Source organism: Fulvimonas soli (genome assembly GCF_003148905.1).
Classification (GTDB): Bacteria; Pseudomonadota; Gammaproteobacteria; order Xanthomonadales; family Rhodanobacteraceae; genus Fulvimonas; species Fulvimonas soli.
Window position 1 is genome coordinate 1 of the sequence record NZ_QGHC01000004.1, and the last position, 15,438, is coordinate 15,438.

General features: G+C 71.9%; 15 protein-coding genes and 1 pseudogene. 8 read left to right on the top strand and 8 right to left on the bottom strand.

Going from position 1 to position 15,438, the window contains the following annotated elements; genetic code table 11:
• Positions 1 to 113 precede the first annotated feature (113 nt).
• Positions 114 to 866: an NRAMP family divalent metal transporter gene (locus C7456_RS05675; protein WP_109722808.1), complete on the bottom strand. Its 753-nt coding sequence runs from the start codon at positions 864 to 866 to the stop codon at positions 114 to 116.
• 191 nt (positions 867 to 1,057) lie between these two features.
• On the opposite strand from C7456_RS05675, the gene C7456_RS05680 reads away from it, so the two are divergent.
• From C7456_RS05680 to C7456_RS05700, 5 genes are all read left to right on the top strand, one after another.
• Positions 1,058 to 1,495, top strand: a complete 438-nt coding sequence (locus C7456_RS05680) for a universal stress protein (RefSeq protein ID WP_109722809.1) — start codon at positions 1,058 to 1,060, stop codon at positions 1,493 to 1,495.
• 79 nt (positions 1,496 to 1,574) lie between these two features.
• Positions 1,575 to 2,333, top strand: a complete 759-nt coding sequence (locus C7456_RS05685; protein ID WP_245889785.1) for a cyclic nucleotide-binding domain-containing protein — start codon at positions 1,575 to 1,577, stop codon at positions 2,331 to 2,333.
• 110 nt (positions 2,334 to 2,443) lie between these two features.
• The gene (locus C7456_RS05690; RefSeq protein WP_109722810.1) at positions 2,444 to 3,010 is read left to right on the top strand and encodes a GNAT family N-acetyltransferase; all 567 of its coding nucleotides are present in this window, start codon (positions 2,444 to 2,446) and stop codon (positions 3,008 to 3,010) included.
• Between the two features lie 10 nt (positions 3,011 to 3,020).
• Positions 3,021 to 3,884 (top strand): universal stress protein, encoded by an 864-nt coding sequence (locus C7456_RS05695; protein ID WP_109722811.1) that lies wholly within the window; start codon positions 3,021 to 3,023, stop codon positions 3,882 to 3,884.
• 89 nt (positions 3,885 to 3,973) lie between these two features.
• The gene (locus C7456_RS05700) at positions 3,974 to 5,356 is read left to right on the top strand and encodes an MBL fold metallo-hydrolase RNA specificity domain-containing protein (protein WP_109722812.1); all 1,383 of its coding nucleotides are present in this window, start codon (positions 3,974 to 3,976) and stop codon (positions 5,354 to 5,356) included.
• A gap of 58 nt (positions 5,357 to 5,414) precedes the next feature.
• Here the strand turns inward: C7456_RS05700 and C7456_RS05705 are convergent, their stop codons facing one another.
• The 7 genes and pseudogenes from C7456_RS05705 to C7456_RS17490 form a co-directional block, all read right to left on the bottom strand.
• The gene (locus tag C7456_RS05705) at positions 5,415 to 5,843 is read right to left on the bottom strand and encodes a hypothetical protein (protein ID WP_211306270.1); all 429 of its coding nucleotides are present in this window, start codon (positions 5,841 to 5,843) and stop codon (positions 5,415 to 5,417) included.
• Positions 5,844 to 5,874: 31 nt separating this feature from the next.
• Positions 5,875 to 6,231: a hypothetical protein gene (locus C7456_RS05710; RefSeq protein WP_139942811.1), complete on the bottom strand. Its 357-nt coding sequence runs from the start codon at positions 6,229 to 6,231 to the stop codon at positions 5,875 to 5,877.
• A gap of 11 nt (positions 6,232 to 6,242) precedes the next feature.
• On the bottom strand, positions 6,243 to 6,515 hold the full coding sequence (locus C7456_RS05715; protein ID WP_484098150.1) for a hypothetical protein: 273 nt from the start codon (positions 6,513 to 6,515) through the stop codon (positions 6,243 to 6,245).
• Positions 6,516 to 6,570: 55 nt separating this feature from the next.
• The gene (locus C7456_RS05720; protein WP_109722815.1) at positions 6,571 to 7,161 is read right to left on the bottom strand and encodes an RHS repeat-associated core domain-containing protein; all 591 of its coding nucleotides are present in this window, start codon (positions 7,159 to 7,161) and stop codon (positions 6,571 to 6,573) included.
• A gap of 19 nt (positions 7,162 to 7,180) precedes the next feature.
• Complete coding sequence (locus tag C7456_RS17170) at positions 7,181 to 7,411, bottom strand: hypothetical protein (RefSeq protein WP_170120182.1); 231 nt, start codon at positions 7,409 to 7,411, stop codon at positions 7,181 to 7,183.
• Positions 7,412 to 7,688: 277 nt separating this feature from the next.
• Positions 7,689 to 7,898 (bottom strand): pirin family protein, encoded by a 210-nt coding sequence (locus C7456_RS17485; RefSeq protein ID WP_245889787.1) that lies wholly within the window; start codon positions 7,896 to 7,898, stop codon positions 7,689 to 7,691.
• A gap of 193 nt (positions 7,899 to 8,091) precedes the next feature.
• Positions 8,092 to 8,397, bottom strand: a pseudogene (locus tag C7456_RS17490) (pirin family protein); the annotation flags it as partial.
• Between the two features lie 215 nt (positions 8,398 to 8,612).
• On the opposite strand from C7456_RS17490, the gene C7456_RS05730 reads away from it, so the two are divergent.
• From C7456_RS05730 to C7456_RS05740, 3 genes are read left to right on the top strand one after another with little or no spacing between them, the layout of a single operon-like run.
• Positions 8,613 to 11,303 carry a beta-mannosidase gene (locus C7456_RS05730; RefSeq protein ID WP_109722816.1) on the top strand — a complete coding sequence of 897 codons (2,691 nt, stop codon included), beginning with the start codon at positions 8,613 to 8,615 and terminating at the stop codon, positions 11,301 to 11,303.
• Positions 11,300 to 12,742 (top strand): glycoside hydrolase family 125 protein, encoded by a 1,443-nt coding sequence (locus C7456_RS05735; RefSeq protein ID WP_109722817.1) that lies wholly within the window; start codon positions 11,300 to 11,302, stop codon positions 12,740 to 12,742. The genes C7456_RS05730 and C7456_RS05735 overlap by 4 nt, the downstream gene beginning before the upstream one ends.
• A gap of 49 nt (positions 12,743 to 12,791) precedes the next feature.
• A complete protein-coding gene (locus C7456_RS05740) occupies positions 12,792 to 15,221 on the top strand; it encodes a GH92 family glycosyl hydrolase (RefSeq protein WP_109722818.1) in 2,430 nt (809 codons plus the stop codon).
• The last annotated feature ends 217 nt before the right edge of the window (positions 15,222 to 15,438 follow it).

Consider the following 15,438-nt stretch of genomic DNA (forward strand, 5'->3'; position numbering starts at 1 on the left):
GACTGCTTGATGAACCCGATGATCTGCTCGGTGGTGAAGCGACTCTTCTTCATGTCCGTCCTCGTGGTTGACGGACTTTACAGCTTCACTTGGTATGGCTCAGTGGGGGCAGGTCAGACCATGCCCACCCCGGTGTCGAAGCGGATGCGCCGGAACGCCGCCTCGGCCTGCTCGGGTGCGAGCAGCAGCGGCGAGGCGTCGCTGGCGGCCTCCTCCTCCTCGGCTTCCTCCGAGGCCTGCCAGAAGAACAGGTAGGGGCTGATGGTGGTGCCGAAGATCGCCACCACGACGACCATGTAGTCGTGCCCCGCATGCCGCGGCCACAGCTGCCAGGCCAGGCTGCGCCACGGCACCTGCGCCACCAGCGCGGTGAGCACGTAGGCGAACAGGCTGAGCGTGAGCAGCTTGAGCAGCGGCGCGTAGCGCGGGAACGGCACCCAGATCTCCAGCGCCAGCGAGAGCAGGGCGAAGCCGAAGGCGTACAGCGGCGCCGGACCGCCGGCCAGCAGCCGCAGCGCCTCGCCCATCGCGCCGATGTCGGCGGCCAGGTTGGCGATGTTGGCGAGCAACAGCAGGCCGATCAGGCCGAGCAGCAGCGGTTTCGGGTAGACCTGCCGCATGTTCGCGGCCAGGCCGCGCCCGGTGACGCGGCCCACGTGCGCGCACACGGTCTGGATGGCGATCATCGGCGGCAGGGTGAGCAGCGCGCTCCACAGCGTGGCGTAGCCGAACCGCGCGCCGGCCTGCGAGTAGGTGGCGATGCCGCCGGGGTCGTCGTCGGCGGCGCCGGTGATCAGGCCCGCGCCGAGCCGGCGCAGCCAGCCGCGCGGCGGCGCCGGGGGGGATTCGAGGGCGGGGCCGACCATGGGCGCGCTTCCGTGGGGCTGACTTCGGCAATCTAGCGCCGCCCGGCCGGGAGCGCTTGACCGGGGTCAACCCCGCGCGATCCGGCGTTTCGCTTGATCCGGGTCAACATCGCCCGCGCGCGCCGCGTGCACGCTGCGGGGCGTGACAGGCGCGCCGCCCGGCGCGCCTTCCATCGACGAGGAGTCCTGCCATGTTCAAGCACATCCTGCTGCCCACCGACGGTTCGGACCTGTCGCTGCGCGCGGTCGACACCGGCATCGGGCTGGCGGCCCAGCTGGGCGCGAAGGTCTACGCCTTCCACGTGGTGGCGCCGTTCCCGACCGTGGCCTACCTGGCCGAGATGATCCAGGCCACGCAGGAGTTCTACACCGACGAGGCGACCAGGCGCGCGCAGCGCTGCCTGGACGAGGTGAGGCAGCGCGCCGAGGCGGCCAAGGTGGCCTGCACCGGCGGCTTCGAGTTCGACCAGCGCCCGTACACCGCGATCATCGGCGCCGCCACCAGGCAGGGCTGCGACCTGATCGTGATGGCCTCGCACGGCTGGCGCGGCTTCGACCGCCTGCTGCTTGGCAGCGAGACGCACAAGGTGCTGCTCAACACCCAGATCCCGGTGCTGGTCTGCCACTGAAGGCTGCGGCGACGCGCCGCTGCAAGCGGCGCGCCGGCGGTGCTATGGTGCGAGCCTCCCGTTGCGAGAGGTTTCCGCGGTGGAAGCCGGCACCGTCCTCGACCTCAACCAGCTGCGCCGCAGTTGCGGCTCGTGCGCCCTGCACGAGCTCTGCCTGCCGGCGGGCATCGACCGCCAGGACATGGAGCGGCTGGACACCGCGGTGCGCGACAAGCGCACGCTGGACCGCGGCAAGCTGCTGTTCCGCCAGGGCGACGCCTTCCACGCGCTGTACGTGGTGCGCTCCGGCTCGCTGAAGACCTACGTGGAGAACCCGGCCGGCGACGCGCAGATCCTCGGCTTCAGCCTGCCCGGCGAGATCGTCGGGGTGGACGCGCTGGCCGACGATCGCCACCAGTGCAGCGCCGAGGCGCTGGAGCGCACCAGCATCTGCGAGCTGCCCTACTCGATGATGCAGCAGGTGACGCGCGACGTGCCGTCGCTGCACCGGCAGCTGATGCGCGTGATCAGCCGCGAGGTGGTCGCCGAGCAGAGCCACCTGGTGATGATGGGCCGCCAGCAGGCGCAGGAGCGGCTGGCGACCTTCCTGCGCAGCCTGTCCGAGCGCTACGGCCGGCTCTCGCGCGACACCGCCACGCTGACCCTGCCGATGTCGCGCTACGACATCGCCAACTACCTCGGCCTGGTGGTGGAGACGGTGAGCCGGCTGTTCGGCCGCATGGAGGACGCCGGCATCCTGTCGGTGAACCGCAAGACGGTGCGCATCCTGCGCCCGGACCTGCTGGCCGGGCTCTGCGGCAACGCCCGGCCGCTGCCGCGGGGCAGGGAAGCCGGCTAGCGGCGCGCACTTGACCCTGGTCAAGCCGCGCGCCGCAGGAAGGACTACAAAGGCGTCGTAGCGCGCCGCGATTGCGGCGGCGCGTTTTTCTCCACTTCCGGAGGTCCGCCATGATCGCCACGCCCACCCTGCATCCGGCCCTCGCCGAAGCCGCCGCGGCGCTGCCCGGCGACCACTGGATCGAGACGCTCAACGACGGCAGCCACGTGCTGATCCGCCCGATCCGGCCGGAGGACCGCGAGCGCGAGCGCGACTTCATCGAGCGCCTGTCGCCCGAGTCGCAGCACTTCCGCTTCTTCGGCATGGTGCGCGAGGCCGGGCCGGTGCTGCTCGACCAGATGGTCAACGTGGACTACGTGCACAGCATGGCCTTCGTGGCGCTGGTCCACGACAACGGCGCGCTGCGCGAGGTGGGCGTGAGCCGCTACGCCGCCGCCGCGGACGCCAGCCGCTGCGAATGCGCGGTGACCGTGGCGGACGACTGGCGCCACCGCGGGCTGGCGGTGGCGCTGATGCGGCGCCTGATCGACGCGGCGCGCCAGAACGGCTTCCGCCAGATGTTCTCGATCGACGCGGCGGAGAACGAGCCGATGCGCGAGCTGGCCGCGTTCCTCGGCTTCCGGCGGAAGCCCGACCCGGCCGACGCGCACCAGGTCGTCCACACGCTGGACCTGTAGGGAGCCGGACATGGGCGCTTCGGGAACGCGGAACGCGGCGGTCGCGCCGGCGCCGGCCGTCGGCCGCGCCGGCGACGTGCTCGCCCTGGTCACTTCCGCCGCGCCGTGGAGCGCGGCCGCGGTGGTCGGCGCGCGGCTCGCCGCGCGCTGGAACGGCACGCTCACCGGCTGCTACCTCGATCCGGCGCTGCGCCTGCTCAACGCCGCCGAGGCCGAGCCCACGGTGCTGGCGCTGCTCTACGAGAGCAGCCAGTCGCAGGACGACCCGGCGCGCGCCGACTTCGCCGGCTTCGCCGCCCGCTACGGCGTGCAGGCCGCGCGCTGGGCGGTGGTGCGCACCGGCGTGGCGCAGACCCTGCGCATGCTCGGCGCGTGGCACGACCTGGCGGTGCTGGAGCGCGACCTGGTCGCGCCGGAGGGCCTGTTCGAGGTGCTGGGCGAGGCGCTGCTCGGCTGCCGCACGCCCTGCCTGGTGCTGCCGGAGGGCGAGCCGGAGGCGGCCTTCGCGCGCATCGCGGTCGGCTGGAACGGGCGCATAGAGGCGATCCGCGCGATCCGCGCCGCCCTGCCGCTGCTGGCCGGGGCGGGCGAGGTCTGCGTGCTGGACGGCGCGCCGGAGCCGGATGAGGACGTCAGCGGCCTGCCGCGCTTCGATCCCTGCGCCTACCTGGCCGCGCACGGCATCGCCGCGCGCCGGCGCCGCTTCCACGCCGAGCCGTCCTCGGCCGGCGCCGCGCTGCTGCGCGAGGTGCGCGGCTACGACCTGCTGGTGATGGGCGCCTACGGCCACTCGCGGATGCGCGAGCGCGTGCTGGGCGGAGCCACGCGGCACGTGCTGGAGCACGCGCGCGTCCCCGTGCTGATGATGCATTGACGCATGCCCGGTAGGCCGCGAGCCGCTAGGATGGCGCGACGGGCCGCGGGCGGAACGCCGCGCGGCGGGCGGCGGGGAGTGCGCGGGCGATGATCGTCTACAGCTGCCACGGCGCGGCGAAGGAAGTCACCGGCTCCTGCCACCTGGTGCGCTGCGGCGCGCGCAGCGTGCTGGTGGACTGCGGCCTGTTCCAGGGCGGCCGCGAGCGCGAGCGGGCCAATGCCGAGCCGTTCGAGTTCGATCCGGCCGGCATCGACGCGCTGCTGCTCACCCACGCGCACCTGGACCACTGCGGGCGCATCCCCCGGCTGGTGCGCGAGGGCTTCCGCGGCCGCATCCACGCCACCGCCGCCACCCGCGACCTGGCCCGCGTGGTGCTGCTGGACGCCGCCGGCCTGCAGGAGGAGGAAGCGCGCCGCGCCGCGCGCAGCGGCCGCGACGGCGCGGCGCCGCTGTACACCCTGGACGATGCACTGCACAGCTTCGATTTCTTCGCCGAGCCGGTCGGCTACGGCGTGCCGGTGGCGGTCGCCGAGGGCATTCGCGCCACCTTCCGCGATGCCGGCCACATCCTGGGCTCGGCCTCGATCCTGCTGGAACTGGAGGACGGCGGGACGTCCTTGCGCGTCGTGTTCTCCGGCGACCTGGGCAGCCCGGGCCGGCCGATCCTGCGCGATCCGCAGCCGGCGCCGCAGGCCGAATACGTGGCGATGGAAACCACCTACGGCAACCGCACGCACCGCTCGCTGCCCGATTCGGTGGACGAGCTGTACCGCGCGGTGGAGCAGACGCTGGGCCGCGGCGGCAACGTGGTCATCCCCACCTTCGCCATGGAACGCGCGCAGGAGGTGCTGTACTACCTGCACCGCGGCCTGCGCGAGGGCAGAGTGCCGGCGGGCGCGCAGGTGTTCCTCGATTCGCCAATGGCGATCTCGGCCACCGAGATCTTCCGCCGCCACCCCGAGTGCTTCGACGAGGCGTTCCGCGCGACGCTCGCGCGCGACGACCCGTTCGGCATGCCCAACCTGCGCTTCACCCGCGAGACCGCCGACTCGATGGCGATCAACCGCATCGAGGGCGGCGCGATCATCCTGGCCGGCTCGGGCATGTGCGACGGCGGGCGCGTGCGCCACCACCTGCGCCACAACCTGTGGCGCGAGAAGAGCAGCATCGTGTTCGTCGGCTACGCCGCCAGCGGCACGCTGGCGCGGCGCATCATCGACGGGGCGAAGACGGTGCGGCTGTTCGACGATGACGTCCGCGTGCGCGCCCAGCTGTGGACGATCAACGGCTTCTCCGCCCACGCCGACCAGGCCGGCCTGCTGGACTGGCTGGGCGACGCGCCGCGGCGCGAGGTGCTGCTGGTGCACGGCGACTACGAGGTGGGCATGCGCGCGATGGCCGAATGCCTGCGGCAGCGCGGGGTGCCCTGCCGGATGCCGGGGAAGGGCGAACCGATCCTGCTGAAATGAATGCGCGCGCGGCGGATGCCGGCGCGGGCGGTGACATTGTGCGTTTTTCCGGCACACCCTAATTCTTTTGGTCCCATCCCACAACGCGGCCATTGTCTATCGTGATGCGAAGGCGATAGCGATTGACGCCCGATGGCCGGTATTTCCATACCTCGCGGGTCATCGTCTTGAGAAGCTTCTTGTCGATGGCGACCGGCGCACCCAGCGAATCGCGCAACTGCTCTTGGGTTTGTCCTTCCCAGAAACGGTGCTGAACGATCCTTTGGACCAAGGCCTCGTCCCGATACTTGGAGCGCAGATAAGCCAGGTGCTGTTGCCGCTTGGCGTGATTAGCCCATGCGGCAATGGCAACGACTGCAACCATGGCGAGAACCGGGATTACGACGCCTATCGTTTGGAATATTCTGGTGGCGAGGTAGACGGGCAGGCCGATCACGATTGCGAGCATCAGCAATGCGCCTTCCGCCTTGGATGATTTCCTGCCCATAGCCCCTCCCTGAGCGGTATGTTGTCTCGGCTCAAGCGCTGCCGTTGCAGAACAGCGGCGTGACCTTCTTCTCCGCCGTGTCGTAGACCAGGTTGATCACCGAGCAGCCGCCATCCAGGATGCGGGGCGCCTGGGTGGGCGCAACGATGTGGACGCCGGGATCGGACACCTGCACGAACTCGCCCACTAACACGCGACGGCCGTGCTTGACGTCGCCGTAGTAGTAGCGGCCGTACTGATCCAGCGGCCCGGCGCCGTCGGGCAGGACGAGGTGCGCTTCCACCTCGGCGATCAACGCCGGCGTCGGCGTCCATGTCGCCGCCTGACCCGCGGTGGCGGTCGATGATGCGAGCAGGAGCAGGGCGGCCATCCGCTTTGGCTTGGACATGCGAATAGCACTCATGGGTTGGTCGGACTGTGTGGAGGCGGGGGAGGCGGATTCGGCGGCGTTGGAGGCGGCGGATCGTAGTAGCTGGGACGGATCGGCAGATTGTGCTCCCGACGCACCATGTTCTCGTTGGCCATCGAATGGGTCTCGCTCGGCGGCGTCGTACCGGGGGTCTTGCCGCCCTTGTCGTAGCTCTGCACACCCTGGTCGATGGCGCGGGCATGGCCGAACTCGTGCGCCACGCCGACGTATCCCGGCCGGTACGTGTTGCCTGTCTCGTCCATGCCGCCGGTCGTTTGCGAAGGATCGATCCGCACCGTGGAACCTGTGCCCTTGCCGTTAGTGGAAATGCCGGAAGGATCGGCCTGGGTGCTGTTGCCCTTGACCGGGCACCTGCGGCTCCACGTAGATAATGTTCGGCGTCGCCTGGAGCTTCTCGATCAGTACATGGCCGCCCGGTCCCTGACGGATGGTCCTGATATCGGCCTGCATGCGCTGCTTGAAATTGGTGTCGCCCACGATCTGGATGACGCGGCCGGTCGGGTCGACGCCCATGACCGGGTTGTTGTTGACGTACTCGTGGCGGTTGTAATTGAACACGTTGCCCAAGCCCGGATCGTCCGGGTCCACACTCAGGAATCGGGCCGACCCCGGGTCGTAGTAGCGCGCCTGCATGTAGATGAGCCCGGTATCAGGGTCGTTGACGTGGCCCGAGTAGCCCGGCCCGTCCGGTGGTGCGCCCGTGCTCGGCACGGACGAGCCATAAGGCTTGTAGTCGTAGCGGGCCACGATGTCGCCTTGCGCGTCGGCCTTCGCGAGCACGTTCCCGTTCGGGTCGGTGTAGTAGTAATGCACCTCGCCAGCAACCAACCCGCTGGAAGTGAAGGCCAGTGCTACCGTGGCGAAACACAGTGTCTTTCCAGCGTCCATACTTTTCCCCCTTGCAAACCTACGCGTGATTTTTAGCAGGTTTCCGTTGCACCGGCATCATTGCCGGAAAATTTGCTAATTCCTGGCCAAACCGGATCAAATCTTCGAGGATTTGGTCATGAAGTATTGCCCTGCTTGCGTGGGTGCCCGCCATTACTGGCGGGTGGATAGTCGGCTCAAATGTCGTGCCCGCGGCCATCGCTTCAGCTGGATCTGCATGGAATTCGGTGCGGCCGCCCAGTCCGGTCAAGCAGCCCCTGCCGGACTGGTATCGGCAGCGTTTCCGCAGCCGCGTCAGCGCGGCGGCACGTGAGCGGTTCTATCGCCTGCTGTGGGCCTGCTGTGCCCAGCGCGAGCCGTTCGATACTGAAGCTGCGCGGCGAGCAAGTGATAATCCGCAAGGAAAAGGAATAAGGGACGGCCGGTCGGGCGCGACCACATCAACGGCATCGAAGGCTTCTGGAGCTATGCTAAGAACGGGTTGTATCCCCACCGTGGCGTGCCCCGCCGGGGAGAGAGAGCAAGCGCTACGGAGCGACATCGACCAGCACCAGCTCGGCGTCCTCCAGCGCGGTCACGTGCAGGGCGGCCTCGCCGCGGATCGCCGCGCCGTCGCACGCCTCGATCCGCACGCCGTTGACGTCCACCGTGCCCCTGGCCGGCACCAGATAGGCGTAGCGGCCCGGCGCCGTCACGTACTCGGCGCGCTCGCCGGCCTCCAGCGCGGCGCCCAGCACGCGCGCCTCGGCGCGCAGGGGCAGGGCGCCGTCGTCCTCCGCCGCTGGCCAGCACCACGAAGCGCCCGGCGCGCTCGCCGGCGGGGAACGGCCGGGTGCCCCAAGACGGCGGCAGGCCCTGCCGGTCCGGGATGATCCAGATCTGGAAGATGCGCGTGGTCTGCGGCTCCAGGTTGTATTCGGCGTGGGTGATGCCGCTGCCGGCGCTCATCACCTGCACGTCGCCGGCCACGGTGCGGCCGCGGTTGCCCAGGCTGTCCTGGTGGCTGATCGCGCCCTCGCGCACGTAGGTGACGATCTCCATATCCGCGTGCGGGTGGGGCGGGAAGCCGGCGTGCGGCGCGATGGCGTCGTCGTTCCACACGCGCAGCGCGCCCCAGCCCATGCGGGCGGGATCGCGGTAGTCGGCGAAGGAGAAGTGGTGCCTGGCCTTGAGCCAGCCGTGGTCGGCGGCGCCCAGGCGGTCGAAGGGTCTGCGTTCGATCATGCCGTGCTCCATTGAACAACGCCCCGCGCGGGGCCTGCGCCCGAGATGGCGGCGCGCCGCGGCGGCGCCAGGGCCGGCGCGGGAAACGGATTGTCGTCGCGGCGGCGCCAGCGGCGCGTGATGCGCACGCCTGATCCGCGTGCACGTCTGCGGCTATGCTCGGGGACCTGTCCGCGGAGCGCACGGCAAGCCTGGGAGACGATCGCATGGAAACGAGGCCGAGGGTCATGGCGGAGGCATCCCTCCACGACAGGACGCGCCGCGGATGGCGCCGCGCCGTGCGGGCGCTGGCGCTGGCGGCGGCGCTGGCCGGCGCCGGCGCGCCGCGGGCGCAGGACCTCTCGACGCAGGCGCTGACCGCGGGCTGGCGGTTCCGCCTCGCGCCGGACGCGCCGGCGGCGCGCGCGCAGCCGCAGGCGGCGGCCTGGCACGCCGCGCAGGTGCCGGGCAGCGTGCAGACCGACCTTCTCGCGGCCGGCCTGATCGGCGACCCGTTCTGGCGCGACAACGAGGCGTCGCTGCAATGGATCGGCCTGGCCGATTGGGAATACCGGCTGGACTTCCGGCTCGATCCCGCGCTGGCCGCCAAGCGGCACCTGGAGCTGGTGTTCGACGGCCTGGACACCTTCGCCGACGTCGAGCTCAACGGCCGGCCGCTGCTGTTCGCCGACAACATGTTCCGGCGCTGGCGGGTGGACGCGAAACCCTACCTGCACGCGGGCGACAACCGGCTGCGCGTGGTGTTCCACTCGCCGGTCGCACGCCTGCAACCCTGGCTGGCCAAGCAGCCCTACGCGCTGCCGGGCGAGTTCGACTCCGCCTTCGGCGACGAGCCGCCGGGCCGGCAGACCGCCAACTACGTGCGCAAGGCCGCCTACCAGTACGGCTGGGATTGGGGCCCGCGCTACGTCACCGCGGGCCTGTGGCAGCCGGTGCGGCTGGAGGGCTGGGACGCGCTGCGGCTGGCCGACTTCCATATCGCGCAGGACCGCGTGGACGCCGAGCGGGCGCAGCTGCACGCTCAGGTCGAGGTGCAGGCCGAGCGGGCCGGGCCGGCGCGGCTCGCGGTGCGCTGGACCGCGCCCGACGGCCGCCGGGGCGAGGCGGCGCGCGAAGTGGCGCTGACCGCGGGCCGCAACACGCTGGACCTGCCCCTGACCATCGACCGGCCGCAGCGCTGGTGGCCGGCCGGCTACGGCCCGCAGAACCTCTACCGCTTCCATGTCGTGGTGACGGACGCGGACGGCCGTCCGCTCGCCGAGGCGGAGCGCGGCACCGGCCTGCGCCGCGTCGAGCTGCGCCGCGAGCGCGACCGCTGGGGCCGCGGCTTCGCCTTCGTGGTCAACGGCGTGCCGGTGTTCGCCAAGGGCGCCAACCTGATCCCGTTCGACAGCTTCCCCGCGCGCATGGACGAGGCGCGCATGCGGCAGCTGCTGGCCTCCGCCCGCGACGCCAACATGAACATGCTGCGCGTGTGGGGCGGCGGCATCTATCCCAGCGACGCCTTTTTCGACGAGGCCGACCGGCTCGGCCTGATGGTCTGGCAGGACTTCATGTTCGGCGGCGCCGTGCCGCCCTACGACGAGGCCTTCCGCGCCAACGTCGAGCAGGAGGCGCGCCAGCAGGTGCGGCGCCTGCGCGACCATCCCAGCCTGGTGCTGTGGTGCGGCAACAACGAGGTGCAGACCGGCTGGGAAGCCTGGCCCGACCGCAAGGCCTTCGCGCAGGCGATCGGCGCGGCCGAGCGCGCGAGGGTGGAGCAGGGCATGCGCGCGCTGTTCGACCGCACCCTGCGCGCGGTGGCGAGGGAGGAGTCGCCGGAGGTGCCGTACTGGGCCGGCTCGCCGGGTACCGACTACGCTGGCCCCGCCAACGTGCCCGGCGACGGCGACTACCACTACTGGGAGGTGTGGTCGGGCGAGGCCCGGCCGGTGGAGGAGTACCTGCGCGTCACGCCGCGCTTCCAGTCCGAGTACGGGCTGCAGTCCCTTCCCGCGATGGACACGATCCGCGCCTTCGCCGCGCCGGGCGATCTCTCGCCCGAATCGCCGGTGCTGCGCGCGCACCAGAAGTACGACAAGGGCAACGGCAACCGGCGCCTGCTGCTGTACGTCCGCCGCGGCTACGGCGAGCCGAGGGATTTCGAGTCCTTCGCGTACCTCAGCCAGGTGATGCAGGCCGAGGGCATCGAGCTGGCCGCCGACCATCTGCGCAGCGCGCGGCCGCGCAGCATGGGCTCGCTGTACTGGCAGCTCAACGACGTCTGGCCCGGCGCCTCGTGGTCGAGCATCGACTACTTCGGGCGCTGGAAGGCGCTGCAGTTCCACGCGCGGCGCTTCTACGCGCCGCTGCGCCTGGCCGCGTTCCACGACGGCGGCCGCGTGCGCGCCTGGCTGGTGTCCGACCGGCGCGAGCCGCTGGACGGCGAGCTCGCCGTGCGCGTGCTCGGCTTCGACGGCCATGAACTTTCGGCGCGGCGCGAGGCGGTGCGCGCCGCGCCGCTGGCCAGCACGCCCGCGCTGGACCTCGACGACCGGGCGCTGCTGCGCGGCGCCGATCCTGCACGCACGGTCGTCGTGCTGGAGTGGCGCGTGGGCGGGGAGACGGTCTCACGCCGGCTGGTGTTCTTCCGGCCGGCCGTGGCGCTGGCCTTGCCCGATCCCGGCCTGACGGCCGAGGTACGCGACGACGGTCACGGTCCGCTGCTGGAAATTGCTGCAACGCGGCTGGCGCGTGCGATTTGGATCGATTTTAATGGGCTGGAAGTCCAGGTTTCGGACAACGCCTTCGACCTGCTGCCCGGGGAGCACCGGCAAGTGCGACTGACCACCACGGCCGACATCGAAGCCCTGCGCCGCGCCCTGCGCCTGCGCTCGCTGGCCGGCGCGACGAGGCCGGCGCCGGGGGCGGCGCGGTGATCTCGCGGCGCGACCTGCTGCGCTTCGGCGCGCTCGGCGCCGCCGCGGCGCTGGCCGGCCCGGTCCGCGCCGTCGCCGCGTCGCCGTCCGGCGGGAGCTTCGCCAGCCGCCGCCCGCCGCCGGGGAAACGCAAGTTCGCCAGCCCGGCCGTCGAGACGCAGATCGCGCAGGTGAAGGCGCGCATCGGCGACCCCGAGCTGGCCTGGCTGTTCGAGAACTGCTACCCGAACACGCTGGACACCACGGTCGAGGCCGGCACGCTCGACGGCAAGCCGGACACCTTCGTCATCACCGGCGACATCGACGCGATGTGGCTGCGCGATTCCTCCGCGCAGGTGTGGCCCTACGTGCCGCTGGCCGCGCGCGACGCACCGCTGCGCCGCCTGCTGCGCGGGCTGATCCGCCGGCAGGCGCGCTGCATCGCGCTCGACCCCTACGCCAACGCCTTCCTGCCCGACCCGCGCGGCCGCTCGACGCTGAGCTGGGCGCAGGCCGACCTCACCGAGATGAAACCGGGCGTGGCCGAGCGCAAGTGGGAGATCGACTCGCTGTGCTACCCGGTGCGGCTGGCCCACGCCTACTGGCGCGCCACCGGCGACCGCGAGCCGTTCGACGGGGACTGGCGCGCGGCGATGCGCCTGGTGGTCGCCACCTTCCGCGCGCAGCAGCGCAAGGACGGGCCGGGGCCGTACCACTTCCAGCGGCCCTCGGCCAACCCGACCGACACGCAGTTCCTCGGCGGCTACGGCAACCCGACGCGGCCGGTGGGGCTGATCCACGCCGCGTTCCGCCCCTCCGACGACGCCTGCATCTACCCGTTCAACGTCCCCGGCAACCTGTTCGCGGTGGCGGCGCTGCGCCTGCTCGCACCGATGGCGCAGGCGCTGTACGGCGACCGCGCCTTCGCCGACGAGTGCGTCGCGCTGGCGGACGAGGTGGCACGTGCGGCCGATGCGCACGGCGTCATGGACGACGGGCAGGGCGGCGAGGTCTGGGCCTACGAGGTGGACGGCTACGGCAACCGGCTGTTCATGGACGACGCCAACGCGCCCGGCCTCTCCAGCCTGGCCTACCTCGGCTGCTGCGCGCCGGACGACGCGCGCTATCGGCGCAGCCGCGCGCTGGCGTGGAGCCCGCGCAACCCGTACTTCTTCCGCGGCCGCGCCGCCGAGGGCATCGGCGGGCCGCACCAGGGGCTGCGCATGATCTGGCCGCTGTCGATCACCATGCGCGCGCTCACCAGCGACGACGACGGCGAGATCCGCCAGTGCCTGGCCTGGCTCAAGGCCGCGCACGCCGGCACCGGCTTCATGCACGAGGCCTTCGACCAGGACGACCCGGCGAAGTACACGCGGCCCTGGTTCGCCTGGGCCAACACGCTGTTCGGCGAGCTGATCGTGCGGCTCGCGCGGCAGCGTCCCCGCCTGCTGGCCGCGTGAGCCGCGCGATGCCGGCCGCCTTCCCCACGCATTCCCCGGAGGTTTTCCCATGGTGACGCGCAGACGCTTCCTGCAGGGCATGGCCATGACCGCGCTGGGCGCGCCGCTGGCGCGGCTGCCGGCGCTGGGTGCGCCGCGCGCGGCAGCCGGTGGCGCGGGGACGGCCGCCGCCGCGGGCGTCTCGCGCCACGTGGACGTGTTCGTCGGCACCGGCGGCCACGGCCACACCTTCCCCGGCGCCACGCTGCCGTTCGGCATGGTGCAGCTCAGCCCCGACACCTACGACGCCGAATGGGACGCCTGCTCGGGCTACCACCAGGACGACGGCTCGATCATGGGCTTCTCGCACACCCACCTGTCCGGCACCGGCGCCAGCGACATGCTGGACGTGCTGGTGATGCCCGGCACCGGCGAGGTGCAGCTGCAACCGGGCGACCGCGAATACGCCGGCACGAACCACCACTCGCGCTACGACGCGGTGCGGCCTTCCGCCGACGAGCCCAGGCGCAGCGGCCCGCCGAAGCGCGGCTACCGCTCGCGCTACGCGGACGAGCGGGCGCGGCCGGGCTACTACCGCGTGCGGCTCACCGACGTGGAGGTGCTGGCCGAGCTCACCGCCACGCTGCGCGCCGGCCTGCACCGCTATACCTTCGGCAGGCCGGGCGCGGGGCACCTGCTGGTCGACCTCGCGCACGGCTACCACGACGACCCGGCGGTGCCGTGCAAGGTCAGCGGCGCGCAATTGAAGCTGGTCGGCCGCGACACCCTGGTCGGCGGCCGCGTCGTGCACCAGTGGGCCAACGGGCGGCACATCTACTTCGCCATGAAGGTGTCGCGCCCGTTCGCGCGCGCCACGTTGTACAGCGAGGACGCGCCGCTGCCCGACGGCAGCGCCGAGGCGAAGGGCGCGCACCTCAAGGCCGCGCTGCACTTCGACGACGCGCAGCGCGCGCCGCTGCTGGTGAAGGTGGGCCTCTCGGCGGTGGACATCGACGGCGCGCTGCGCAACCTGGAGGCGGAGGTCCCCGGCTGGGACTTCGACGGGGCGCAGCGGGCCGCCGCCCAGGCGTGGGAGGCCGAGCTCGGCCGCATCCGCATCGACACGCCCTCGGAGGAGACGCGGCGCGTGTTCTACAGCGCGCTCTACCACACCCTGCTCGCGCCCACGCTGTTCAGCGACGTGGACGGCCGCTACCGCGGCATGGACCTGGCCGTGCACGCGCTGCCGCCGGGCAGGCACAACTACAGCACCTACTCGCTGTGGGACACCTACCGCGCGCTGCACCCGCTGTTCACCCTGTACCAGGCCGGGCGCGTGCCCGACCTGGTGGACGGCCTGGTGCGCATGATGGCCGAGAGCCCGGACGGCCCGCCGGTGTGGCCGTTGCAGGGCAGGGAGACCGGCTGCATGATCGGCTACCACTCCGTCGCGGTGATCGCCGAGGCGCAGGCCAAGGGCTTCGCCGGCATCGACTACGCGCGCGCCTGGCCGCTGCTGCGCAAGCGCGCGATGGACGACGACTACCGCGGCCTGCCGTACTACCGCAAGCTCGGCTACATTCCCAGCGACCGGGAAGGCGAGGCGGTCAGCAAGACGCTGGAATACGCCTACGACGACTGGGCGCTGGCCAGCCTCGCCGACGCCGCCGGCGCGCACGGAGACGCCGAGGCGCTGCGCGAGCGCTCGCGCAACTACCGCAACGTGTTCGACCCGAAGCTCGGCTTCGTGCGCCCGCGCGCGGCCGACGGGCAGTGGATCGAGCCGTTCGACCCGCAGGCGATGGGCCACGGCGCGCGCTGGCGCGACTTCACCGAGTCCAACGCCTGGCAGGCCACCTTCCTCAACCAGCACGACGTCTACGCCTACGCGCGGCTGTTCGGCGGCATGGAGGCGTTCGAGCGCAAGCTGGACGCGCTGTTCGCCACGCCCGCGCAGCTGCCGCCGGACGCGCCGCCGGACATCGCCGGCTTGGTCGGCCAGTACGCGCACGGCAACGAGCCCGGCCACCACGTGGCCTACCTCTACGCCTACACCGGCGCGCACCACAAGACGCAGGCGCGCGTGCGCATGCTGCTGGAGACCATGTACCGCGCCGCGCCGGACGGCCTGGCCGGCAACGAGGACTGCGGCCAGATGAGCGCGTGGTACGTGCTGGGCGCGCTGGGCCTGTATGCGGTCGACCCGGTCAGCGCCAACTACGTGTTCGGCAGCCCGCTGCTCGACCGCGCCGAGCTCGACCTCGGCGGCGGCCGCAAGCTGGTGGTGGAGGCGCACGGCAACGGCCCCGGCCGCCCGTACATCCAGTCGGTGCGCTGGAACGGCCAGCCGTGGACGAAGAGCTGGATCGGCCACGCCGAGCTGGCCGGGGGCGGCACGCTGGCCTTCACGATGGGCGCGACGCCGAACAAGGCCTTCGGCGCCGCGCCCGCCGACCGTCCGCCCGCGTTCGGGCGCCCCGCCGCCGAACAGCTCGCCTGACCCCGCGCCGTTCGCCCTCTCCCCTCCGGAGAGCGGGCCGGGGTGAGGGGCCGCCCCCGCCCCAGTCCACCCACGCATCGCCCCATGCCGCCGCGCCGGCCGGGATGGCGCGCAGCGCTTCCCACACGCGCCGCTGGAACGGCGTGCCGCGCGGGTCCAGCGCCAGGCCGGCTGCTCGATCGCCGCCAGCACGCGCGCTAGCCAGCGACCCGGATGG